Origin of the sequence: Streptomyces sp. NPDC101160 (genome assembly GCF_044768205.1) — a bacterium.
In the GTDB taxonomy this organism is placed as follows: Bacteria; Actinomycetota; Actinomycetes; order Streptomycetales; family Streptomycetaceae; genus Streptomyces.
This window is the reverse complement of the sequence record NZ_JBIWPJ010000001.1, coordinates 669,288-690,955: the sequence shown is the minus strand read 5'-3', so window position 1 is coordinate 690,955 and position 21,668 is coordinate 669,288. Positions and strand designations below refer to the sequence as shown.

The following is a 21,668-nucleotide window of genomic DNA, read 5'->3' as shown; positions in this document are numbered from 1 at the left end:
GCTCCGTCCATCGGAGCCGACCGCACTGTAACGGACGCGGTCCGGGGAGCCGGGACCGGGCCGTTGTCAGTGGTGCCCGTTAGCGTCGGAGGTGTTGGAGAAGCGGTTCCTGACAAGGGGGAATGTGATGGCAGAGGACTGTGTGGGCACCGGGCTGAGGGTGGTTCTGACGGACGTCAGCGCGGGCGTGGTGGAGGCCTGGCGGGCGGCGTTCGCCGACACTCCGGGCATCGAGATCCGGCGCGGGTCCATCCTCGACGAGGACGTGGACGCGTGGGTCACGCCGACGAACGCGGCGGGGCGGATGGACGGCGGGGTGGACGCCGCCATCAAGCGGCATCTCGGGGCGGGCATCCAGCTGCGGGTGCGGCGGGCGATCCGGGACCGGTTCGCCGGCAGCATGCCGGTGGGCAGCGCGGTGTGCGTGCCGTCGGGAGCGACCGTCCCGCGCTTCCTGATATCGACGCCGACGATGGTGGCCTCTTCGCAGAACGTCAGCGAGACGCTGAACGTGGCCATGGCCTGCGCGGCCGCCTTCCAGGCGGTGCACCGGCAGAACCGGCGGGCGCCGGGCAGCATCCGCTCGGTGGCGCTCGTCGGCATGGGCGCCCGGACCGGCCGGGTGCCGGCCCGTGTCTGCGCCAACCTGATGTGGACCGGCTACACGCTCTTCCACGACCACTGGTTCGAGGACGACGACGAGCTGCGCGCCACCATCACCACCCAGCTCGCCGGCGTCGACCAGGCGCCGCCCGAGCAGCGGGTCCGGATCATGCCGCCGAAAGGGCATTCCTTTCGCCGCTGATCCCGGCCACTCCGCGGCCGCGCCGACCGGCGCCGCCACCCACTCCTCGCCCCACCCCTCACCGCACCCTTCACCCCAGCCTTCAGGTACGACGACCGGGAGCCCCTCCTCGATGAGCGACGCCACCGCCACGCCTCCGCAGCAGCCCGACGCGCACGACCCGCTCGCCCTCGCCGAACTGTTCACCGGCGGCGGCGAGCCCTGGCTGCCGCTCCTCAGGCCCGTCCTCGAAGCCAGGCCGGACGCCGCCGAGTTCATCGGCCCCGGCCGCAGCCCCCAGGTCGTGCCGGTGCGGGAGCTGACCTTCCAGGCGCTCAAGCCCAACCCGCCGCACAAGTGGAAGGTCGTCGCCTTCGGGCAGAACCCCTATCCGCGGCCGGAGAGCGCCACCGGCATCGCCATGTTCGACAACACCTTCAGCGACTGGAAGGACAGCCAGTTCGGCCGGGTGGTCAGCATCCGCTGCCTGATCAAGGCGGCGGCGATGTGGAAGTACGGCATAGCCAAGAAGACCCCGGTCGGCGAGGTCCGTGCCCTGCTCAAGGAGCGGGACACGGTCCAGCCGCCCGAGTGGTTCCAGGCGATGCTCACCCAGGGCGTGCTGCTCCTGAACGCCTCCCTGACCGCCAGCGCGGACGGCGCCATGGGGACCGACCAGCACACCGCGTTCTGGCGCCCGGTCGCCGAGCGGATCGTGGAGGAGATCCTGCGGGCCAAGCAGGACGCCGAGGACGAGGCGGACCGCGGCGTCGTCTTCGCCTGGTGGGGCGCGCACGCCCGCGGGCTGAAGTCCATCGTCCGGCGCCTTGAGAAGAAGTACCCGGGCGTGGAGGTCCGGCACATCGACCACGCCAACCCGGCGGCGCAGGGCGACCTCTTCTGCGAGGGCGACCACCTCGGCACGGTGAACCAGGCGCTGCTTTCCCTCGGCGCCGACGAGATCGACTGGCTCCCCAGCAAGGGCTGGAACCAGCCCGCGGCCGGCGGCGGTGCAGGCGCCGGTGCGGTTACGGGTGCGGGCGGCGGAGGTGCGGACGCCGACGTGGCCGCGCGCATGGGCGCCTTCATCGCCTCGACGATGGAGCTGCACCAGCTGTATCTGGAGCGGCTCACCAGCGTCCGGGACGAGGGGCACGTCCTGCCGCCGGTCACCGGCGTCTTCGACACCCCGCTCATGCCCTTCGAGGAGGCCGTCGCCCCGGTCACCCGGGTGCTCGCCGGACTCGGCCGGCACATCGACCGCTCGCGCGAGTTCGGCAAGCGGCGCGCGGACGAGCAGCCGGGCGGCGCGCTGTCGGCCGACGCCATCGCCGCGCTCTTCCTCTACACCTGCGAGTCCGGTTTCTACCGCAACATCAACGCCGTGCTGCGCTCCGCCGACCGCAGCCGCGTGGTGCCCTACCTGCCGTATCTGCGGCTGCTGTTCGACGCCGTCTCCGCGCTCCCCACCCAGCACCGGCCGCTGTGGCGCGGCGTGGGCCTCGACCTGCGCCGCCAGTACCCCGTCGGGCGGACGGTCACGTGGTGGGGCGTCTCCTCCTGCACCTCCGAGCTGAGCGTCGCCCGCTCCTTCCTCGGCAGCCGCGGCAAGCGGACGCTGTTCGAGGTGACCCCGGCGCGCGCGGTGGGCATCCGCAGCTTCTCCGCGTTCACCGGCGAGGAGGAGTACATCCTCGCCCCGGGCACCCAGCTGGAGGTGACGGACGTGACGACCGAGCGCGGCGGCCTGTGCACGGTGAAGCTGGCCGAGGTGGACGCCCCGCTCGTCTCCTGACCGTCTGCGCGGTCTGCGCGGTCTGCGCGGTCTGCGCCGTCGGCGCGGTCTGCGGGGTATTGCCTTCGCTCTCACTCATTGCAACGCTACGTTGCGTTTGACTCCAGCGTCATTGCATCAATTTACCGGCGTTCACGTGGGGAAACGCCATTTCTGCAATTGACCGAAGTCTGAACGCAACGTAGCGTTCGAGCTGAACTAAACACGTCATGTCGCGAGTTGAGAAGCTGAGGAAGAGCCATGAGTGAATCCCCGCACACCGTCACGACCCCGACGACGCGTCAGCCCGGCTGCCCCTTCGACCCGCCGGCCGAGCTGATCGAGGCCCGCCGGCGCGGCCCGGTCAGCCCCTTCACCCACGTGGGCGGCAAGCCCGGCTGGCTCGTCACCGGATACGACCTGGTGCGCTCGGTCCTGGCCGATCCGCGCTTCAGCTCGCGCAAGGACCTCCTGAACGTGGTCGACTTCGAGGTCCCGCCGGCGCCGCCCGGCGAGTTCCTCCTCATGGACGACCCGCAGCACAGCCGCTACCGGAAGCCGCTGGTGGGCAGGTTCACCGCACGACGGATGCGCCTGCTCACCGAGCGCATCGAGCAGATCACCACCGACTGCCTCGACGCCATGGAGGCCGCCGGCCCGTCGGCGGACCTGGTCACCGCGTTCGCCAAGCCCATCCCGACCATCATCATCTGCGAGCTGCTGGGAGTCCCGTACGAGGACCGCGCCTCCTTCCAGGAGCAGATCGACACCTTCATGAGCGGGGAGACCGGCGACGAGGAGCTGATCGCGGCCTACACGGCCACGCAGGAGTACCTCGCCGAACTGGTCGCCGCCAAGCGTGCGAACCCCACCGACGACGTGCTCAGCGAACTCACCGACACCGACCTCAGCGACGAGGAGCTGAAGGGGATCAGCCTGATCCTGCTGGCGGCCGGCTTCGACACCACGGCCAACATGCTCTCGCTCGGCACCTTCGCCCTGCTCCAGAACCCCGACCAACTGGCCGCGCTGCGCGCCGATCCCACCCTCATCGACCAGGCCGTGGAAGAGCTGCTGCGCTATCTGAGCGTGGCCAAGACGTTCATGCGGACGGCGCTCGAAGACGTCGAGGTCGGCGGCCAGCACATCGAGGCCGGTACCACCGTCGTCCTCTCCTACAACACCGCCAACCGCGACCCCGAGCGCTTCGCGGACCCCCACGTCCTCGACCTCCGGCGCAAGCCCGCCGGCCACCTGGCCTTCGGCCACGGCGTCCACCTGTGCCTGGGCCAGCAGCTCGCCCGCATCGAGATGCGCGTCGCGTTCGCCGCGCTGCTCGACCGCTTCCCCAACCTGCGCCTGGCCGTACCGGCGGAAGAGGTCGTACTGCGCCCGGAGACCGCGGACATCTACGGGGTGAAGAGCCTCCCGGTGACCTGGGACGTGTGACACCGGGGGCTTCCCGCGCCCGGCCGGTCAGGCGCAGTTCACGGTCACCTGGCCGCTGCCGCCGTTGCTGGAGAAACCGATCGTGAACCGGCCGTCCGCGGGCAGCTGCTCGGCCCGGCCGCCCAGCGTGATCACCTGTGAGCCGTCGGCGGCGAGGGAACCTTCGCCCGCGCTGACAGTGACTCCGGCGGGCAGCTGGCCGACCGACCAGTGCAGGTCGCCACCGCCGCTGTTGCGGACCACCAGGGTGTTCGGCCACTCGCCGTTCGCGCAGTACTCCTGGACGCCGGTCGGACGCAGCGACAGCTGCGGTGCGGCGACCTGGACGGGCGTGCTCGACTGCGTCGGCTGCGCCGACCGCGTCGTACGAACCGGCGAGGCGCTGCTTCCGGTACGGGCCGGCGGGGTGGAGGCGACGGCCGTGGGCGAGTCCGTCTCGGTCGCCGGAGCGCTCTCGCTGGGCGCGGGCGCCTGGCTTGTGCTGTCGGAGGAGGCCGACGGGGCAGCGGTGCCGGACGCGCCGGCCGGGGCGGAAGTGGTGGGCGTCGCCGCCTGCGGCAGCGTGGTGGCCGGATCCTGCCCCAACTGCCGGCCCGCGATCGCCCCACCCACGGCGACCACCATGACGCCACCGATGACCAGCATCATGGTCTTCATCTTCGTCTTGGCGCGCTTCTGACGCGCCCTCTTGTCCGGGTGCTCGGTACGCCCGCCCTGGACGATGATGCCGTGCCCCAGCGCGCGGGGGTCGTCCTGCTTCGGGCCGATCGCGCGGGGGTCGTCTTGCTTGGGTCCGATCGCCCGGGGGTCGTCTTGCTTGGGTCCGATGGCGCGGGGGTCGTCTTGCTTGGGTCCGATGGCGCGGGGGTCGTCTTGCTTGGGTCCGATGGCGCGGGGGTCGTCCTGCTTGGGCCCGATCGCCTGTGCCGAGTCGTGGGAGCCGTGGGCCGTGCGGCCTCCCTGGACGATGATGCCGTTGTCCTGGCCCGGGGTCGGGTCGGTGAAGCCGCCGCCGGTGTCCGGGGTGATCCCGTGGGCCGTGGTGTTCTCCGGACGGGGCACGTCAGGCCCACCTCTACCGTCGCTCATGGCGCGAAATCCCCCTGTGGTCGTATGACGGGCAGTCGGAACAGATCTCGCTGCCACGGAAGCGGTCCGTGACGACGAGGCTGCTCATACTTAGCTACTTTTCGGCCACAAGGTCCAGCCCTGAGACGTGACGACAACGTCCCGATTCCGTACCAGCATTCGCCCGGCAACCGCCCGGCAACCGCCCGGCGCGCTGAGGCGCGCCGTCGACAGGCCGTCACCGGGTCGCCACACTGGGTACGGAGGTGCACCCATGACCCAAGCCGACGACCGGCCCGGCGGTATGCGGGCCACCGTACGGGAGACGTACGGACCCGCCGACCTCAGCTCGGCCCCCGTCTTCGCGGGCGGCTTCATCAACTTCGGCTACTGGCGGCCCGAGGACCTCGACGGCACGCCCACCGTGGACGACAGGGTCCGCAGCCAGCAGGACCTCTACCGGCGCGTGCTGGACACCGCGAAACCGCTCGGCGGCGCCCGGCTTCTGGAGGTCGGCTGCGGGCTCGGCGTCGGCTGCGCCCTGGCCCTGGCGGAGTACGGGCCGGCCCTGGTCACCGGCATGGACATCCACCCGCAGCAGCTGGAGCGGGCCCGCCGGGCCAACGCGGACCTGCTGGAGGAGGACGGCCCCGAGCGGCTGCGTTTCGTGCGCGGGGCCGCCGAGCGGATGCCGTTCGAGGACGGTGACTTCGACTGCGTCTACAGCGTCGAGGCCGCCCAGCACTTCGACGACCTCTCCCTCTTCGCCGCCGAGGCCGCCCGGGTGCTGCGTCCCGGCGGCCGGGCCGCCGTGACGAGCTTCTTCGCGCCGGATCCCGCAGCCGCCCCCCGGCTGGCCGAGCTGCTCGACACCTTCGCGGAGGGTCTGGACATCGCCCGCCCGCCCACCGAACTGACCGACGCCCTCACCCGGTCGGGGCTGACCGGAGTGCGCTGCGAGTCCATCGGCTCCTCGGTCTGGCCCGGCTGGGACCACTGGCTGTCCGACCAGTGGAAGCCGGGCACCTGGCCGAGGAACTTCCTGCACGCCTGGGAGCAGGGCCTTCTCGACTACTACGTGATCACCGCGATGCGCCCCTGAGCCTCAACTGCCACCCAGGGAGCGCTTGAGTTCGGCCTTGTTCATGTTCGAGCGGCCGTGGATGTTGCGCCGCTGCGCCTCCGCGTACAGCTGGTCGTAGGTCGGTCCCTCCGACCCGCTGTGCGAACGCTGCCCGCCGCGGCGCGAGGACGACGTGTCCTGGGTCGAGCTCTTGCTCGCCTGCTTGGATTCGCCGGCCCGGGCGCGTTCCTTGTTCACGGTGCGGGCGGCGATCTCCTTCGCGCGCTCCTTGCTCTCGCCCCGGTCCAGGGCGCTCTCCTTGATGTGCTCGTACTGCCGCTCACGCTTGGCACTCGATCCACGGGGCATGACGGCTCCTCTCGTCGTACGCGGGACCCCTCCACATCCGGCCGCTGCCCCGCCCGGGGGCGTTCATGCGCGCTGTCCGCCGATCCGGTCCGCGCGCGGGCCCGCATGGCGCGGGCGATGCCGGGCAGTCGCCGGGGTAAGTGCGCGATGCGGATCCACAGGAGGCGCAATGACCTCGCACGACGTAGGAGCACCCGAGGGCGTCGCCCTGTTCGACCTGGACGGCACCCTCGTCGACACCAACTACCTGCACGTCCTCACCTGGTGGCAGGCGCTGCGTCAGCACGGCCACGACGTGCCGATGGTCCGGATCCACCGCGCCGTCGGCATGGGCGCCGACCGGCTCATCGACGAGGTGCTCGGCCCGCACCGCCGACGCGAGGAGGACGAGGCCATCGCCGACGCGCACGGAGCGCTGTACGCGGGGTGGTGGGAGAACCTGCGTCCGTTCGAGGGCGCGGCGGCACTGCTCAGGGCGACGGCGGCCCGCGGCTGGCGGGTCGTGCTCGCGAGCTCCGCGGCGGCGGAGGAGGTGGCCGCGGCCCGCAAGCGCCTCGATGCCGACGACGTCATCGAGGCCGCCACCACGGGCAGCGACGCCGAGGTCACCAAGCCCGCCCCGGACATCGTGCAGGCCGCTCTGAGCGCCGCGGACGCGAAGCCGTCGGACGCCGTCTTCATCGGGGACACCGTGTGGGACGTCGAGGCCGCGCGGCGGGCCGGCGTGCCCTGCATCGGCCTGCTGACAGGCGGCGTCCCGCGCGGCGAGCTGGAGGACGCGGGCGCCGTCCTGGTGTGCGAGGACGTGCTCACGCTGCTCCGGCAGATCGACGCGAGCCCGCTGTCCCGGCCCCCGGGCTGATCCCTTCCGGCCCCGGCGCCGGCACCGTGGGCACGCGCCCACACGCGCCCCGGGCGCTGATCCGGCCCGGCTCCGGCACCGTTACCGGCCGCGCGGCCCCGGGCGCTGATCCGGCCCGGCTCCGGCACCGTTACCGGCCACGTGCCCCCGGGCGCTGATGCCTTCCGGCCACGTACCCGCACCGGGTACCTGGCCACTCGTGGCGGTCGGCCGCGTCGTCCGCCGCCGCCCCTATGCTGAGGCCGTGTCCTCGTCCGCGCGGGATGCCGCGACCACGACGTACATCCGTGCCGGCGTGCCCGGGGCGGTGCCGGTGCTCGGGCACCTGCCCGCCCTGGTGCGGGATCCGGCGGCGTTCCTCGGCGGCCTGTCCGGCTTCGGGGACCTGGTGGAGGTCCGGCTGGGGCCGAACCGGCTGGTGGTGCCCTGCCATCCGGAACTGCTGCGGCAGGTCTACGCGGACGACCGGACCTTCGACAAGGGCGGCCCGATCTACCAGCGGTTCCGGCGCGTCCTCGGCAACGGGCTCGCCACCTGCGCGCACGCCGACCACCGGCGCCAGCGGCGGATGCTGCAGCCCGAGTTCCGGCCCGAGCGGCTGGCCGGCTACGCCGCCGTGATGACCCGCGAGGCGGAGCAGTTGGCCGGTTCCTGGCGGCACGGTGAGGTGGTCGAGGTCTTCCCGGCCTGCTACCGGTTCACGCTGCGGGTGGTGGCGCGCAGCCTGTTGGGCACCGAGGCGCCCGACGCGCTGGCCGACCGCCTCCAGCACGCCTTCGAGACCGCGTTCGCCGGCGCGCTGCGGCGCGTGATGCTGCTGCCCGCGGGCCCCGGCTACCGACTGGCGGTGCGCACCCTGCGCCGGACGGTCGCCGAGCTGGTGCGCGACCGCCGGACCGGGGACCACAGCGGGGAGGATCTGCTGGCCGGTCTCCTTGCCGCCCGGGACGAGGACGGCACGGCGCTCTCCGACGCCGAGGTGCACGACCAGGTGGTCACCCTGCTCCTTGCCGGCTCGGAGACCACCGCCTCCCAGATCTGCTGGACGCTGCGCCTGCTGACGAGGCATCCGCAGGTGCTGTCCGCCGTGCAGGCGGAGCTCGACGCGGTGCTGACGGGCGGCCGCGCCGCCCACTGGGCCGACCTGCCCCTCCTGCCGTACACCGCCCGGGTGCTGACCGAGGCGCTGCGGCTCCATCCGCCCGGCTGGGTGCTCCTGCGCATCTGTACCCGCGAGGCCGAGCTGGGCGGACGCACCCTGCCGCGCGGCAGCCAGGTGCTGCTCAGCCCCTACGTCGCCCACCACAACCCGAGGATCTTCGCCGACCCCGGCCGTTTCGACCCGGACCGCTGGCTGCCCGAGCGGGCCGCCGCGCTGCCGCGCTGGGGCTTCGCCGGTTTCGCCAACGGGCCGCGCCAGTGCCTCGGCGCCGACTACGCCCGTGCCGAGGCGGTGATCGCGCTCGCCACCGTGCTGGCCCGCTGGCGGCCGGTCTCCGCGCCCGGACCGGTGGACGACCGCCCCGCGCGGCTGACCACGGTCCTGCGGCCGCACCGGCTACGCCTGCGCATGCTGCGCCGCTGACAGGCAGGGGACCCTCGCCTCGCGCTGTTTCCCCTCGGGGGGCTGGATCGCGCCACGTGCGAACGGGTGACCGCACGCGCCTTCCAGGACTCGGGGGACGGCCCTATGCTCCTGCGTCGAATGGGGTTACCGCCGGTAAAGGGGTTGGGGTATGGACCGTACGGGCAGCTCGCGGCGCACCTTCGTGGCGGGCGCGGCCGCCGCGACCGGAGCGGTCACCGTCGGGGCGGCCGCCCTCGGCGCCGTACCGGCCGTCGCGGCGGAGCCGACCGCGCCGCAGTCCGTGGCCGTGCTCGGCGGCGGAGTCGCCGGCCTGACCGCGGCCCACGAACTGGCCGAGCGCGGCTTCCGCGTCACCGTCTACGAGCGCCGGGCGCTGGGCGGCAAGGCCCGCTCCATGGACGTACCGGACAGCGCGCGCGGCAGCCGGCGCCCGCTGCCCGCCGAACACGGCTTCCGGTTCATCCCCGGCATCTACCACAACCTCCCCGACACGATGCGTCGCATACCCTTCCCCGGGAACGCGAACGGCGTCTGGGACAACCTCGTCGCTCCGGCCGAGATGTCCTTCGCCCGGACCGGGCGCGAGGACCTGCGCATCCCGCTTCCCTGGCCGGGCCACCGGCCCGCCGAGCTCACCGTCGACGAGATCCGCCGCGCCCTGACCGCCCTCCTCGACACCGCCCGCTCCATCCCGCTCCACGAGGCCGCGTACTTCGTCGACCGCTTCCTCGTCTTCCTGACCAGCTGCGACGAGCGGCGCGACGAGGAGTGGGAGCGGACGCCCTGGTGGGAGTTCCTGCGGGCCGAGCGGATGAGCTACGACTACCAGCGCATCCTGGCCGTCGGGCTGACCCGCAACATCGTCGCGACGAAGGCCGAGGAGGCCAGCACCCGCACGGTCGCCACCCTCCTGGAGGCCTTCGCCTTCAACGCCCTGGGGCGCGGCGCCGACGGACCCCTCGACCGGATCCTGAACCTGCCCACCAACGAGGCCTGGATCGACCCCTGGGTGGCGCATCTGACCGGCCTCGGCGTGGAGTTCCGTCTCGGCTGGACCGTACGGGAGCTGGTCCACGACTCCGCTGCCGGGCGGATCGGCTCGGTCGTCGTCGAGGACCCGCAGGGCGTCCGCCGCTCGGTGACCGCCGATCACTACGTCTCCGCGATGCCGGTGGAGCACGCCCGGCGGACCTGGGGTGCGGCGCTGCGGGCGGCGGACCCGCAACTGGCGCGGTGCGACAAGTTGGAGACGGACTGGATGACGGGCATCCAGTTCTATCTCACCGAACACGCGCCGCTGCTCGCCGGGCACGCCAACTGCATCGACTCGCCCTGGTCCCTGACGGCGATCCAGCAGGCCCGGCACTGGCCGTCCCGGGACTTTCCCGCCGACTACGGCGACGGGGCCGCCGTCGACTGCCTCTCGGTGGACATCTCGGAGTGGGACCGGCCCGGCATCCTCTACGGCAAGACGGCCAAGCAGTGCACCCGCACGGAGGTCGCCCGTGAGGTGTGGGCGCAGTTGAAGGCCGCGTTCAACGACACGGGCCGCACGGTCCTGAAGGACAGCGCGCTGCACTCCTGGTTCCTCGACCCGGGCGTCGACGGCCTCGGTACGCCGAACCCGACCAACGAGGACCAGCTCCTCGTCCATCCGGTCGGCACCTTCCACAACCGTCCGAAGGCCGCCACGAAGATCCCCAACCTCTTCCTGGCCGGCGACTACGTGGCCGTCGACATCGACCTGGCCACGATGGAGGGCGCCAACGCCTCGGCCCGCCAGGCCGTCAACGCCCTCCTCGACCGGACCGGCTCGGCCGCCGCGCGCTGCACGGTGCAGCCGCTCTTCCGGCCTCCGGAGCTGGAGGCGCTCAAGCGCCACGACCGGCTGCGCTACCGACTCGGTCTGCGCAACGCGCTCGACATGGGCTGAGGACTTCACGGCGCGGCGCCGACCACAGCGGCCGGCGCCCGGCGCAGGCACGTACAACGCGCCGTCACGCGGCCTGCAGCTTCTTCGCCGCGTCCTTCGACAGGCCGACCCTGACCAGGGCGGCGGCCAGCCTGGCCTGGTCCTTCGGGGCCACGCGCTGCCCCAGGCCGCGGGCGGTGTGCGGGAGCCCGAGGCCCTCCGCCACCTCGCACGCCCGGTCGTCGAAGTACGGGCGCAGCTCCGGCCAGACCGCCTGGGCCTCCCGGCAGAAGATGTCCGCGCCGACCGGGCCGATCCGGGGCACCTCCCGGAGCAGCTCACGCAGCGCGTCCGGGTCGCCGCCGGCCTCCTCCCGCATCCGGCGGAGGTCGCCGTGCCAGCGTTCGAGCACCAGTCGCGCCCCGTCGCCGAGCGCCGTGGCGGTGCTCTCGTCGTACCGTACGTAGTGGGCCCGGCCCAGGGCGTCCACCCGGTCCTGCCAGTCGGAGTCGGCCATCGCCCGGGGTGTGCGGAGCCCGGCCCGGAAGAGCTCCCGGGCGGCCTTGGTCGCGGTCTCGGCGCTGATCCGGATCGAGCAGAGCACCGTGAGCACCAGGAGCTGGTACAGCGGCGCGGGCTTGTCGCGCAGCGTGATGCCGGCCTCCTGTGCGTACGTCCGGCCGTGCTCGGCCAGCAGCCTGGACGTGATCGTGTCGCGTGTCATCGCCTGGGCACCTCGCATTTCGTACGCGCCGCACGCGTCCTGCGCCATACGCCTCTGCCGTGGCGGCTGCCCCGCATCGTCACCGTCACACCGGAGCGGTCGCACCGAACGTGTCGGAAGGGAACCGCGGGGTAGACGCGGGGGCGGTACAGGAGGAGCGACGATGCCCGGACCGCAGACCCTGGCGGAGTACCGGCGGAAACGGGACTTCCACAAGACCCGCGAGCCCAGTGGCGGCGACGGCGACGGCGCCGGGTCCGGCGACGAGCCCGTCTTCGTGGTCCAGATCCATGACGCCGGCACCCTGCACTTCGACTTCCGCCTGGAGGTCGACGGCGTGCTCAAGTCCTGGTCGGTCCCCAAGGGCCCGTCCGGCGACCCGCACGACAAGCGCCTGGCGATGCCCACCGAGGACCACCCCCTGGAGTACCGCGACTTCGAGGGGACCATCGCCCACGGCGAGTACGGCGCCGGCACGGTGATCATCTGGGACGAGGGCGGCTACGAGAACCGCAGCACCGACGGACGCGGCCACGAGGTCCCGTTCGCCCAGGCGCTGGACGCCGGCCACGCTTCCTTCCGGCTGGCCGGCCACAAGCTGCGCGGCGAGTGGGCGCTCACCCGGTTCCGTTCGGGCTCGGGCGGCGAGCGGGAGGCGTGGCTGCTGGTCAGGCACGGCCACACCGCGCACGGCGGCACGCCCGACCCGCGACGCGCGCGCTCGGCGCGCAGCGGACGGACGCTCAAGCAGGTCGCCGCGGAGGAGCAGGCGCAGGCGTGAGCGCGCCGGACCGGCTCTCCGCGGCCGGCCGGCGGAAACCGCGAACGGCGCAGCCCACGGCCCTCGTCGCCGAACCGGCCGGCGGCCGGGCCGGGTTCGGCGCGACCGCGAGCACGGCGGGACGGCGCGGTGACGCCGGCGACCACCGGGAGGGCGGCGACGGCACCGGAAGCGATGTCGGTGATCAGGCGGTGCTGGCGGGCGAGGGCCGCCCTCCTGCGCGACCGCCCCCTCGGCGGCGGAGCGATCGAGGCGTGGGGCGTGGCGCCGCTGTGGACCGGTTGCCTGGTCGTCGGGCTGGGAGCGGCCGCCGCGCAGGTGTACATCGGTACGGGCCTCAGCCGACGCGCGGAGGAACGCCCGGCCGAGCCGCCGCGGCCCGCCACGGCCGCCGCCGGTCCCGCTACGAACTTCGGCACCTGACCCCACCCCCTCGGCCGCGCCGTCCCCCGGTTGCGTCGGCGCGTCAGTCGCCCCGTGTGCCGGGCATGGTCTCGGCCTGCTCCCAGACGGCGAGGAAGGCGATGCGCAGACAGCTCGCCAGTGCGGGGTGCTCGATGTAGAGGGCGGTGGTGGCGTGGGTGTCGGCCACCGGATCGGGCATGTCGCACAGGACCAGTGAGGCATCGGCGACGACGAGCTTGAGCGGGAGCTGCGGGGCGAAGCGCGACTCCTCGCCGGCCGCCGCGAACCGCCGTACGTTCCCCAGGACTTCGGTGTCGCCGAGGGCGTCGAGGGTGTAGACCGCGCGGGCGGTGCCGCCGGCCCGGCGCAGCCTGCGGACGGCCTCGATGCCCTCGTTGTTGGCCGGGGGAGCGACGAAGGGCGGCTTGCAGAGGCTGAGGAGCTCCCGCGTGGCCTGCTCCTGGATGCTCGCGAACCGGGCGGCTATCGCCCGCGGGTCGCGGAGGACCTCGATGTAGTCGAGCGGGTCGGTGTGCGTCCGGCCGGCGGCCCAGACGGGGGAGAGGGCCTGGGTGAGCGCGGCCGACACCTGGTCAAGGCGCTCCAGGGACTGCCGCCGGCGCGCCATGAGCCGCGACAGGGCCAGTTCGGGGGCCACCGCCGAGAAGGAGGTGACCCTGCCGGGACGCGGTACGGCGAGCTGCCGCCGTACGAGGGCGTCGAGTACGTCGTAGACGCGCTGTCGGGGGACCTGTGCGGCGCGCGCCGCCTCGGCGGCGGTGTAGGACTCCCGCCGGACCAGGGTGAGGTAGACCAGCGCCTCGTAGCGGGAAAGGCCCAGGGCTACCAGATCGTTGACCGCACTGTCGTCCGACTCCATGGAAGGACACGGTATACGCGCGCAACACCGAACCAGGGCCAAGCCTTTGCCTTTCGCCGGGTGTCCCCTCGCCGTGAATCTCCCTACCTTCGACGTTGGCCACCACTGCGCGTGGTGACAGCTCTCGCACCGCCGAACGCGTGCCATCAGCAACCCCGTGTCGCCTCTCCGGTCGGGCAGGCGTGACTGATCGACATGTCATGCGACCTTGATCTGTCATGTACCTGCCATGTCCGGAAGTCCTGCGACGCGGCTCCCAACCCCCCATGGAGGGCAGTTCCTTGCGCAACGCCCTGTCCCACAGAGCCGCACGGCTCGGCCGTCGCGGCGCGACCGCGTTACTCTCCGCGGCAGCCCTGATCTCCGGCGGCATGCTCGCCTTCGCGGCCCCGTCCGCCGCCGCGGCCGGACCCGCCACCACCGGCGGCACCGCCACTGCGGCCGCGCACACTCGGCGCCTGTGCTCCGAGCCCACCGGGCCCCACGCGATGGCCTGCCACGCCCTCGCCCGCACCGACGTCCAGCAGCACATCAGCCTCGCGCCGGGCCTCGTACCCTCCGGCTACGGCCCCGCTGACCTGCAGAGCGCGTACGCCCTGCCGGCCGCCGCGGGCGCCGGGGCCACGGTCGCCATCATCGACGCCTACGACGACCCGAACGCCGAGTCCGACCTGGCCGCCTACCGCTCCCAGTACGGCCTGCCGGCCTGCACCACGGCCAACGGCTGCTTCAAGAAGGTCGACCAGAACGGCGGCACCAACTACCCGACCGCCGACTCCGGCTGGGCCGGCGAGATCTCCCTCGACGTGGACATGGTCAGCGCCGTCTGCCCGCAGTGCCACATCCTGCTCGTCGAGGCGAACCAGCCGTCCATGGAGGACCTGGGCGCCGCCGTCAACCGCGCCGTGACCATGGGCGCGAAGTACGTCTCCAACAGCTACGGCGGCGGCGAGGACTCCACCGACCCCGCCTCCGACGCCTCGTACTTCAACCACCCCGGCGTCGCCATCACCGTCAGCTCCGGCGACAGCGGCTACGGTGTCGAGTACCCGGCGGCCTCCCAGTACGTCACCTCGGTCGGCGGCACCTCCCTCAGCCGCGCGAGCGGCACCTCGCGTGGCTGGTCCGAGTCCGTCTGGGGCACCAGCTCCGGCGGCAACGGCGCCGGCTCCGGCTGCTCCGCCTACACCACCAAGCCCTCCTGGCAGACCGACACCGGCTGCGCCAAGCGCACCGTCTCCGACGTCTCCGCCGTCGCCGACCCGGCCACCGGCCTCGCGGTCTACGACAGCTACCAGGCCAGTGGCTGGAACGTCTACGGCGGCACCAGCGCCTCCGCCCCGATCGTCGCCGCCGTGTACGCCCTCGCCGGCACCCCGGCCGCAGGCTCGTACCCGTCGTCGTACCCCTACGCCCACACCGCCTCGCTCAACGACGTGACCAGCGGCGCCAACGGCTCCTGCGGCAGCAGCTACCTCTGCACCGCCAAGTCCGGCTACGACGGGCCGACCGGACTCGGCACGCCCAACGGCACCGCCGCCTTCACCGGCGGAACCACCGGCGGCAACACCGTCACCGTGACCAACCCCGGCAACCGCTCCACCACCGTCAACACCGCCACCACCCTGCAGATCCAAGCCACCGACTCCGCCAGCGGCCAGACCCTCACCTACAGCGCCACCGGACTCCCGCCCGGCCTGTCCATCAACGCCTCCACCGGCCTGATCAGCGGCACGCCCACCACCACGGGCACCTACAACGTGACGGCCAGCGCCAAGGACACCACCAACGCGAGCGGCAGCACCTCCTTCACCTGGACCATCACCCCGGCCGGCAGCAGCTGCCCCCCGGTCCAGCTGCTCGGCAACGCCGGCTTCGAAACCGGCAGCGCGGCCCCCTGGACCGCCACCGCCGGCGTCGTCGACAACAGCAGCAGCGAGGCCGCGCACTCCGGCTCCTGGAAGGCATGGCTCAACGGCTACGGCTCCAGCCACACCGACTCGCTGTCCCAGTCGGTGACCATCCCGGCCGGCTGCCACGCCACCCTCACCTACTACCTGCACATCGACACGGCGGAGACGACCACCACGACCGCCTACGACAAGCTGACGGTCCAGGCCAACTCCACCACCCTGGCCTCGTACTCCAACCTCAACAAGAACACCGGCTACACGCAGAAGACCTTCGACCTGTCCTCCTTCGCGGGCCAGACCGTGACCATCAAGTTCAACGGCACCGAGGACCCCAGCCTGCAGACCTCGTTCGTCATCGACGACACGGCGCTCACCATCGGCTGACCTCGGTCAGGAACGACGACGGCGGGTCACCGCGCGAGCGCGCGGTGACCCGCCTCCTCACGTCCGCCCCCGGCGGACAAGAGCGCGCCCGGCCGCCGAGCCGGTTGCGCGGTCGACTTCCCCTCTACCAGGAGGACTTGGTCACTCCCGGAAGGAAGCCGGCGTGTGCCTGCTGTCGTGCCCGCACGCGCGAGAGGCCGAACTTGCGCAGGTAGCCGCGCGGGCGGCCGTCCACGGCGTCGCGGTTGCGTACGCGCGTGGCGCTGGCGTCGCGCGGCTGGCGCCGCAACTCGGCCAGGGCGGCGTCCCGTTCGGCCGGGGTGGAGGACGGGCGGCGGATGATCTCCTTGAGTTCGGCCCGCCGGGCGGCGTACCGCTCGACGATCTCCTTGCGCCTCTCGTTCTTCGCGATCTTGCTCCGCTTCGCCATCAGACCTTCCCTCCGCGTGCGCGGATCCGCGCCACGGCCGCCTCGACGCCGATCACGTCCACCGTCTTGATGGCCTTGGCGCTCAGGGTGAGCCGGACGTGCCGACCCTCGCCGGCCAGCCAGTAGCGCTTGCGCTGGATGTTCGGGTCGAAACGGCGCGAGGTGCGCCGGTGGGAGTGGGAGATCGTGTTGCCGAAGCCCGGCTTGGCGCCGGTCAGTTGGCAGTGGGCCGACATGGATGCTGCCGCCTTTCTCGCGGGGTGGGTGTGATGCTCACGGTACCGTATTTGGAAATGAAAACCGTTCCCATATACTGCTCGGCATGGCACGCAACGAGATCCGTCCCGTCATCAAGCTCCGCTCCACTGCGGGCACCGGCTTCACCTATGTGACGCGCAAGAACCGGCGCAACGACCCCGACCGCCTGGTGCTGCGCAAGTACGACCCGGTCGCCGGCCGGCACGTCGACTTCCGCGAAGAGCGCTGACCACCCCGCCCCACTCCTGACCCCCGCCCGACGAAAGGTCCTGCCATGAAGCCCGGAATCCACCCCGCCTACGAGCCCGTCGTCTTCCGCGACTCCGCCTCCGGCACCGCCTTCCTCACCCGCTCCACGATGACCAGCGACAAGACCGTCGAGTGGGAGGACGGCAACACCTACCCGGTCGTGGACGTGGAGATCTCCTCCGCGAGCCACCCCTTCTACACGGGCACCGCCCGCGTCCTCGACACCGCCGGCCGCGTCGAGAAGTTCCAGCGCCGCTACGGGGCCCGTTGATGGGCCGGGAACAGGGGATGCCCGTCGCGATCGTCGCCGGACTGCACGCCGACGCCCGCAAGGAGGTCGTCGAGCGGCTCCTGTGCACCGTCCCGGGGAGCGTGGCGCTGCACCACGACCTGGCGGGGGCATCCGACGGCAGCGTCCTGCGGTTGATCCGCGACGCCGGCGGCACCGTCTCCTCCGCCGAGACGCCCCTGGTCAACGACTGCGCGTGCTGCGCGCTGCGCGAGGACCTGGTCCCGGAGCTGAAACGACTGGCGGACGGCGGCCTGACCCGGCTCGCCGTGGTCGAGTTGTGGGACTCGGTCGAACCGAAGGCCATGGCGGAGGTCATCGCCGCCCACAGCGGAGACCACCTGGTCCTGACGAACGTGATCACGGCCGTGGATCCCGCGCTCGTCCTGCCCTGCCTCGGTAACGGCGACGACCTCGCCGAGGCCGGCCTCGCCGCCGCCCCCACCGACCAGCGGACCGTCGGCGACACCTGGGCCCGCCAGCTGGAGTACGCCCCCGTCCTCGCCGTCGTCGACAACGCCGCCGCCGACGACGAGGACCACGCCCTCCTCGCCCAGCTGCACCCCACCGCGCGGCGCGTGCCGGCCGGTTCCGGCGAACTCGCCGAAGCCGCGCTCGCCGGCTTCGACGTCGAGGCCGCGGCGTCCGCCCAGCACCCCGCCTGCGCACTGCTGCCCCAGGAGGCCGACGAGGCCGGCGTCACCACCTACGTCTGGCGCCGCCACCGCCCCTTCCACCCCGAACGCCTCTACCAGGCGCTCGAGGACCTGTGCTGCGCGGCCGCCCGCAGTCGCGGCCGGTTCTGGCTCGCCGACCGCCCCGACACGCTTCTCGCCTGGGACGCGGCCGGCGGCGCGCTGTCCGTGGAGAACGCCGGCCCCTGGCTGGCGTCACTGCCCGACGCCGCCTGGGAGATGGTCCCGCCGATGCGCCGCGCGGCCGCCGCGCTGGACTGGCACCCGGAGCACGGCGACCGCTGCCAGCACCTCGTCTTCACCTCACCCGGCCTCGACCGCGACGGACTCGAACGCCTCCTCGACTCCTGCCTCCTGACGGACGCCGAATACCGGGCAGGGCGCGAGGCGTGGAAGCACCTGCCCGCCGCCTTCGACTCACTGCTCGACGCCGCCTGATCTCGTACGACCCACCGAAACGCTCACTCGAAGGAGCCGCGACATGGCCCGACGCCCCGACCCCCGCAAGCCCGCGAAGTCCCGCCCCAACCCGCTCGACGCGGCCGGCATCACGTACATCGACTACAAGGACACCGACCTGCTGCGGAAGTTTATCTCCGACCGAGGCAAGATCCGCAGCCGCCGCGTCACCCGAGTGACCGCCCAGCAACAGCGCGCCCTCGCCACCGCCATCAAGAACGCACGCGAAATGGCCCTCCTGCCGTACGCCGGCCGCTGAGGTCCGGGGGTGCCCCTCTCGATGGCGGGCCGGCCGTTGACGATGCCGTCCGGGGCGGGGGCTGGGGCGGCGCCCCGGCCGAGGTGGGCTGGAGTGGGTTCGAGGTGGGTCAGGACAGCGTGCTGACGACCTTGCGGACCTCGGTCGCCACGGACATGGGCAGCGGCGCGTAGTGGTACGCGTCCAGCTCGGCCTGGCCCTCCTCGCTCGCGGTGTACGTGAGGAAGGACTTGAGCGCGGGCAGCGCGTCGGGCTGGTTGCCGGTGTCGCAGACGATCTCGTACGTCACGAGCACGATCGGGTACGCGCCCTCGGCCCTGGTCCGGTAGTCGAGTTTCAGCGTGAGGTCCTTGCCTTCGCCCGTGATCTCGGCCTGGGCGATGCCCAGCGACGCGCTCCGGGGGGTCGGTGGGACCGGTTCGGTGGCGCCGGTGGCGATGCGGACCGTCGCGATCTTCCGTTCCACGGCGAAGGACAGCTCGAAGTAGCCGATCGCGCCCTCGGACTGCGTCACCGCACGGGAGACACCGTCCGAACCACTGGCCGACTGACCGCCCTGGGCCTGCCACTTCTTGTCGGCCGGGTACGGCCAGGACTTCCGTGCCGCGCCCCTGAGGTAGGCGTTGAAGTTCTGCGTGGTGCCGGAGTCGTCCGCGCGGTGCAGCGGGATCACGTCGATGTCCGGCAGCGTCGTACCGGGGTTGAGGCGCTGGATCGACGGGTCGTCCCACCGGGTGATCCGCCCGTCGAAGATCCGGGCGAGGGTCGGCGCGTCGAGGACGAGATCGCTGACTCCGGGCACGTTGTAGCCGATGGCGACCGGGCCGCCGGCCATGGGCAGGTCGATGGCGCGCCCCCCGGCGCACACGTCCTTGGTGGAATCCACGTCCTCCGGGCTCAGCGCCTGGTCCGTGCCCCCGAACGTGGTCGCGCCGCGCTGGAACTGGGCGACGCCCGCCCCCGATCCGAGCGGGTTGTAGGCGACCTGGACGTTCTTGCAGGCGAGCTGGTACTGCCGGATCCAGCGCTCCATCGCGTTCTGCTGGGCGGACGAACCCGACCCGCTCACCTGTCCCGACGCGGCGCATTCGACGTGCGGCGCGGCTTCCGTCGACGGCGGCTTGTCCGCCCCGTCGGAGCCGCCCGCGCAGCCGGCGAGCAGCGCGCCGCCCAGCGCCACTGCGGTGGCCGCTCTCGATCGGCCGGACCGTCCCGAACGCCGGAAACGCACCGTGATCCTCCTTGGGTGTACCTGGATGTCGCTCAGATGATCACTGATGTTCCGGAGGCGGGATGGCGGGAAGGTGAACGGCAGACGTCACCCGGCCGGCTTCCAGGTGAGCGAGGGCTCCGTTCGGCCGCACAGGGCCCCGCAGCTCTTCGGGGGTCAACGCGGAACGTGACGAAACCCTCACGTTGAGGCCCCCCGCCTGCTCCCGCTGCCACATGGCAGAAGCATGGGCTGCCTCTAGCCTTGAAGGAGGAGAAGCTCCCGGGGTCCGGACCGAAGAGCGCGACGTTCGGATTCTCGCCGGCAGCACACCGGGCCGCACCACCGGCACCTCCGTCCCACCAGCCCAGGAGCCCGCCCGGCGCGACGGGGTGCTCTCCTCCCGCACAGGAGGGACAGGCGATGCACGAGCACAAGGTCGGCACGCAGGAGGAGTTCGAGGCAGCCCGAAAGGAGCTCCTCGTGCAGGAGAAGGAACTCACGCGGCGCGGTGACGAGCTCGCGCGGAAGCGGAGGGACCTTCCCTGGGTACGGGTCGAGAAGGACTACCGCTTCGAGACCGAGGGCGGCACCAGGTCGCTCGCGGACCTCTTCGCGGGGCGCTCACAGCTGCTCGTCTACCACTTCATGTTCGGCCCGCCCTACGAGGCCGGATGTCCGGTGTGCTCCTCGATAGCGGACACCCTCGATCCCAACGCGGTTCATCTGAAGGCTCGCGACGTGACGCTGATCTGCTCCTCGCGTGCGCCGGTCGAGAAGCTCCTCGCCTACCGGGAGCGGATGGGCTGGAAGTTCGACTGGGTCTCTGCGGGTGGCGGCGACTTCCACCGCGACCTCGGCTTCCAGCACACGGAGGAGGAGCTGAGGCCGTTCCTCCAGGGCGGGATTCCCGCGACCGTGAGCCAGATGGCCGAGGCGTGCGGCACGGACGTGCTCGGCTACGTCACCGAGGGCCCCGGGCTGAGCTGCTACGCAAAGTCGGACGGCACGGTCTACCGGACGTACGTCACCAGCGCCCGCGGCCTGGAGCCCGCCATGGCCTACTACGGCCTCCTCGACCGCACCCCGCTGGGCCGCCACGAGGAGGGCGAGGAGACCCACTGGCTGCGCCGCCACGACGAGTACGAGGACACCTGAGAGAAGACCTGAGAGAGAGCGGCCTTTCGTTCAGGAGAGGAGTGTCAGGGATTGCTCCAACCGGCTGTGCCGGAGTACGAGTCGAGCAGGTCCACCACGAAGATCAGGGTCGAGCCCGCCGGGATCAACGGTGAGGGCGACTCCTTGCCGTAGCCGAGACGCGGGGGAACGATGATCTCGCGCCGGCCGCCGACCTTCATCCCCCGCACGCCCCGGTCCATGCCCTTGATGACCCTGCCACTGCCCAGGGCGAACTTGAACGGCTCGCCCCGGTCCCAGGACGCGTCGAACTCCTTCCCGGACTCGAAGGTCACCCCGACATAGTGGACCCTGACCACCATGCCCGCCTTGACCTCGACCCCGTCCCCGACGACCAGGTCCCGGACGGTCAGCTCGGTAGGTGCGTCACCCTCCGGAGCGTCGACCTCGGGCTTCGTCGGCTCACTCATCGCACCCTCATCACTATCCGCCGGAAACCGCGTGCAGCGAATTGTCACACTACCGACAAAGCCGATCCCGCAGCGCGCCCGACCCGGCGCCCTCACCGTCCGGGAGGAGACCGTCGGGCCTGCCTCTGCCATCCGGGAAGAGACCTTTCGGCCGGGCCCGAACGCCCAAGTCGCCGCCCTGGCGCTGCAGGCTCGTCCGGCCGCACAGGTGGCCCAGTCGGCTCGCACGCAATTGGCCCCCGTAGTGCGGCCATTG

23 protein-coding genes are annotated in these 21,668 nt (G+C 72.2%); 15 read left to right on the top strand and 8 right to left on the bottom strand.

Annotated elements, in window-relative coordinates; translation table 11 throughout:
* Positions 1-127 precede the first annotated feature (127 nt).
* From ACIRSU_RS03130 to ACIRSU_RS03120, 3 genes are all read left to right on the top strand, one after another.
* On the top strand, positions 128-805 hold the full coding sequence (locus ACIRSU_RS03130; protein WP_403788604.1) for a macro domain-containing protein: 678 nt from the start codon (positions 128-130) through the stop codon (positions 803-805).
* 112 nt (positions 806-917) lie between these two features.
* Positions 918-2,579: an ADP-ribosyltransferase domain-containing protein gene (locus ACIRSU_RS03125; RefSeq protein WP_403788602.1), complete on the top strand. Its 1,662-nt coding sequence runs from the start codon at positions 918-920 to the stop codon at positions 2,577-2,579.
* Positions 2,580-2,819: 240 nt separating this feature from the next.
* Positions 2,820-4,007, top strand: a complete 1,188-nt coding sequence (locus ACIRSU_RS03120; protein ID WP_403788600.1) for a cytochrome P450 — start codon at positions 2,820-2,822, stop codon at positions 4,005-4,007.
* A 27-nt stretch (positions 4,008-4,034) separates the two neighbouring features.
* On the opposite strand, the gene ACIRSU_RS03115 is transcribed toward ACIRSU_RS03120, so the two are convergent.
* Positions 4,035-5,069, bottom strand: coding sequence for a hypothetical protein (locus tag ACIRSU_RS03115; RefSeq protein ID WP_403788598.1), 1,035 nt, complete (start codon positions 5,067-5,069; stop codon positions 4,035-4,037).
* A gap of 280 nt (positions 5,070-5,349) precedes the next feature.
* On the opposite strand from ACIRSU_RS03115, the gene ACIRSU_RS03110 reads away from it, so the two are divergent.
* Positions 5,350-6,177, top strand: a complete 828-nt coding sequence (locus ACIRSU_RS03110) for a class I SAM-dependent methyltransferase (RefSeq protein ID WP_403788596.1) — start codon at positions 5,350-5,352, stop codon at positions 6,175-6,177.
* Positions 6,178-6,180: 3 nt separating this feature from the next.
* Here the strand turns inward: ACIRSU_RS03110 and ACIRSU_RS03105 are convergent, their stop codons facing one another.
* Positions 6,181-6,507, bottom strand: a complete 327-nt coding sequence (locus ACIRSU_RS03105) for a plasmid stabilization protein (RefSeq protein ID WP_403788594.1) — start codon at positions 6,505-6,507, stop codon at positions 6,181-6,183.
* 169 nt (positions 6,508-6,676) lie between these two features.
* Between ACIRSU_RS03105 and ACIRSU_RS03100 the strand changes: the two genes are divergently transcribed.
* The 3 genes from ACIRSU_RS03100 to ACIRSU_RS03090 all read left to right on the top strand — a co-directional run bounded on the left by ACIRSU_RS03100 (position 6,677) and on the right by ACIRSU_RS03090 (position 10,890).
* Positions 6,677-7,369: an HAD family hydrolase gene (locus tag ACIRSU_RS03100; protein WP_403788592.1), complete on the top strand. Its 693-nt coding sequence runs from the start codon at positions 6,677-6,679 to the stop codon at positions 7,367-7,369.
* A gap of 244 nt (positions 7,370-7,613) precedes the next feature.
* A complete protein-coding gene (locus ACIRSU_RS03095) occupies positions 7,614-8,954 on the top strand; it encodes a cytochrome P450 (protein WP_403788590.1) in 1,341 nt (446 codons plus the stop codon).
* Positions 8,955-9,105: 151 nt separating this feature from the next.
* The gene (locus ACIRSU_RS03090; protein WP_403788588.1) at positions 9,106-10,890 is read left to right on the top strand and encodes an FAD-dependent oxidoreductase; all 1,785 of its coding nucleotides are present in this window, start codon (positions 9,106-9,108) and stop codon (positions 10,888-10,890) included.
* 64 nt (positions 10,891-10,954) lie between these two features.
* Here ACIRSU_RS03090 and ACIRSU_RS03085 read toward each other — a convergent pair whose 3' ends face one another.
* Entirely contained in the window at positions 10,955-11,593 is a 639-nt protein-coding gene (locus ACIRSU_RS03085) for an endonuclease (protein WP_403788586.1), read from the bottom strand.
* A gap of 163 nt (positions 11,594-11,756) precedes the next feature.
* Between ACIRSU_RS03085 and ACIRSU_RS03080 the strand changes: the two genes are divergently transcribed.
* Entirely contained in the window at positions 11,757-12,374 is a 618-nt protein-coding gene (locus ACIRSU_RS03080) for a DNA polymerase ligase N-terminal domain-containing protein (protein ID WP_403788584.1), read from the top strand.
* 174 nt (positions 12,375-12,548) lie between these two features.
* Positions 12,549-12,797: a hypothetical protein gene (locus tag ACIRSU_RS03075; RefSeq protein WP_403788582.1), complete on the top strand. Its 249-nt coding sequence runs from the start codon at positions 12,549-12,551 to the stop codon at positions 12,795-12,797.
* 43 nt (positions 12,798-12,840) lie between these two features.
* Here ACIRSU_RS03075 and ACIRSU_RS03070 read toward each other — a convergent pair whose 3' ends face one another.
* Entirely contained in the window at positions 12,841-13,659 is an 819-nt protein-coding gene (locus tag ACIRSU_RS03070) for a TrmB family transcriptional regulator (protein WP_403788580.1), read from the bottom strand.
* Between the two features lie 371 nt (positions 13,660-14,030).
* Between ACIRSU_RS03070 and ACIRSU_RS03065 the strand changes: the two genes are divergently transcribed.
* Positions 14,031-15,956, top strand: a complete 1,926-nt coding sequence (locus ACIRSU_RS03065; protein ID WP_403789383.1) for a putative Ig domain-containing protein — start codon at positions 14,031-14,033, stop codon at positions 15,954-15,956.
* A 124-nt stretch (positions 15,957-16,080) separates the two neighbouring features.
* Here ACIRSU_RS03065 and rpsN read toward each other — a convergent pair whose 3' ends face one another.
* Positions 16,081-16,386: a 30S ribosomal protein S14 gene (gene rpsN, locus ACIRSU_RS03060; RefSeq protein WP_403788578.1), complete on the bottom strand. Its 306-nt coding sequence runs from the start codon at positions 16,384-16,386 to the stop codon at positions 16,081-16,083.
* Positions 16,386-16,622 (bottom strand): 50S ribosomal protein L28, encoded by a 237-nt coding sequence (gene rpmB / locus ACIRSU_RS03055; RefSeq protein ID WP_403788576.1) that lies wholly within the window; start codon positions 16,620-16,622, stop codon positions 16,386-16,388. The genes rpsN and rpmB overlap by 1 nt, the downstream gene beginning before the upstream one ends.
* 86 nt (positions 16,623-16,708) lie before the next feature.
* Between rpmB and rpmG the strand changes: the two genes are divergently transcribed.
* The 4 genes from rpmG to rpsR are packed head-to-tail and all read left to right on the top strand — an operon-like array spanning position 16,709 to position 18,595.
* Complete coding sequence (gene rpmG / locus ACIRSU_RS03050; RefSeq protein ID WP_123456582.1) at positions 16,709-16,873, top strand: 50S ribosomal protein L33; 165 nt, start codon at positions 16,709-16,711, stop codon at positions 16,871-16,873.
* A 45-nt stretch (positions 16,874-16,918) separates the two neighbouring features.
* On the top strand, positions 16,919-17,164 hold the full coding sequence (locus tag ACIRSU_RS03045; protein WP_041132231.1) for a type B 50S ribosomal protein L31: 246 nt from the start codon (positions 16,919-16,921) through the stop codon (positions 17,162-17,164).
* A 17-nt stretch (positions 17,165-17,181) separates the two neighbouring features.
* Positions 17,182-18,315, top strand: coding sequence for a CobW family GTP-binding protein (locus ACIRSU_RS03040; protein WP_403788573.1), 1,134 nt, complete (start codon positions 17,182-17,184; stop codon positions 18,313-18,315).
* Positions 18,316-18,358: 43 nt separating this feature from the next.
* Positions 18,359-18,595: a 30S ribosomal protein S18 gene (gene rpsR, locus ACIRSU_RS03035; protein ID WP_403788571.1), complete on the top strand. Its 237-nt coding sequence runs from the start codon at positions 18,359-18,361 to the stop codon at positions 18,593-18,595.
* Between the two features lie 109 nt (positions 18,596-18,704).
* Here the strand turns inward: rpsR and pstS are convergent, their stop codons facing one another.
* Positions 18,705-19,826 (bottom strand): phosphate ABC transporter substrate-binding protein PstS, encoded by a 1,122-nt coding sequence (gene pstS / locus ACIRSU_RS03030; RefSeq protein ID WP_403788569.1) that lies wholly within the window; start codon positions 19,824-19,826, stop codon positions 18,705-18,707.
* Positions 19,827-20,228: 402 nt separating this feature from the next.
* Between pstS and ACIRSU_RS03025 the strand changes: the two genes are divergently transcribed.
* Entirely contained in the window at positions 20,229-20,963 is a 735-nt protein-coding gene (locus tag ACIRSU_RS03025; protein ID WP_403788567.1) for a DUF899 domain-containing protein, read from the top strand.
* Between the two features lie 44 nt (positions 20,964-21,007).
* Here the strand turns inward: ACIRSU_RS03025 and ACIRSU_RS03020 are convergent, their stop codons facing one another.
* Entirely contained in the window at positions 21,008-21,412 is a 405-nt protein-coding gene (locus ACIRSU_RS03020; protein ID WP_403788565.1) for an FKBP-type peptidyl-prolyl cis-trans isomerase, read from the bottom strand.
* Between the last annotated feature and the right edge of the window lie 256 nt (positions 21,413-21,668).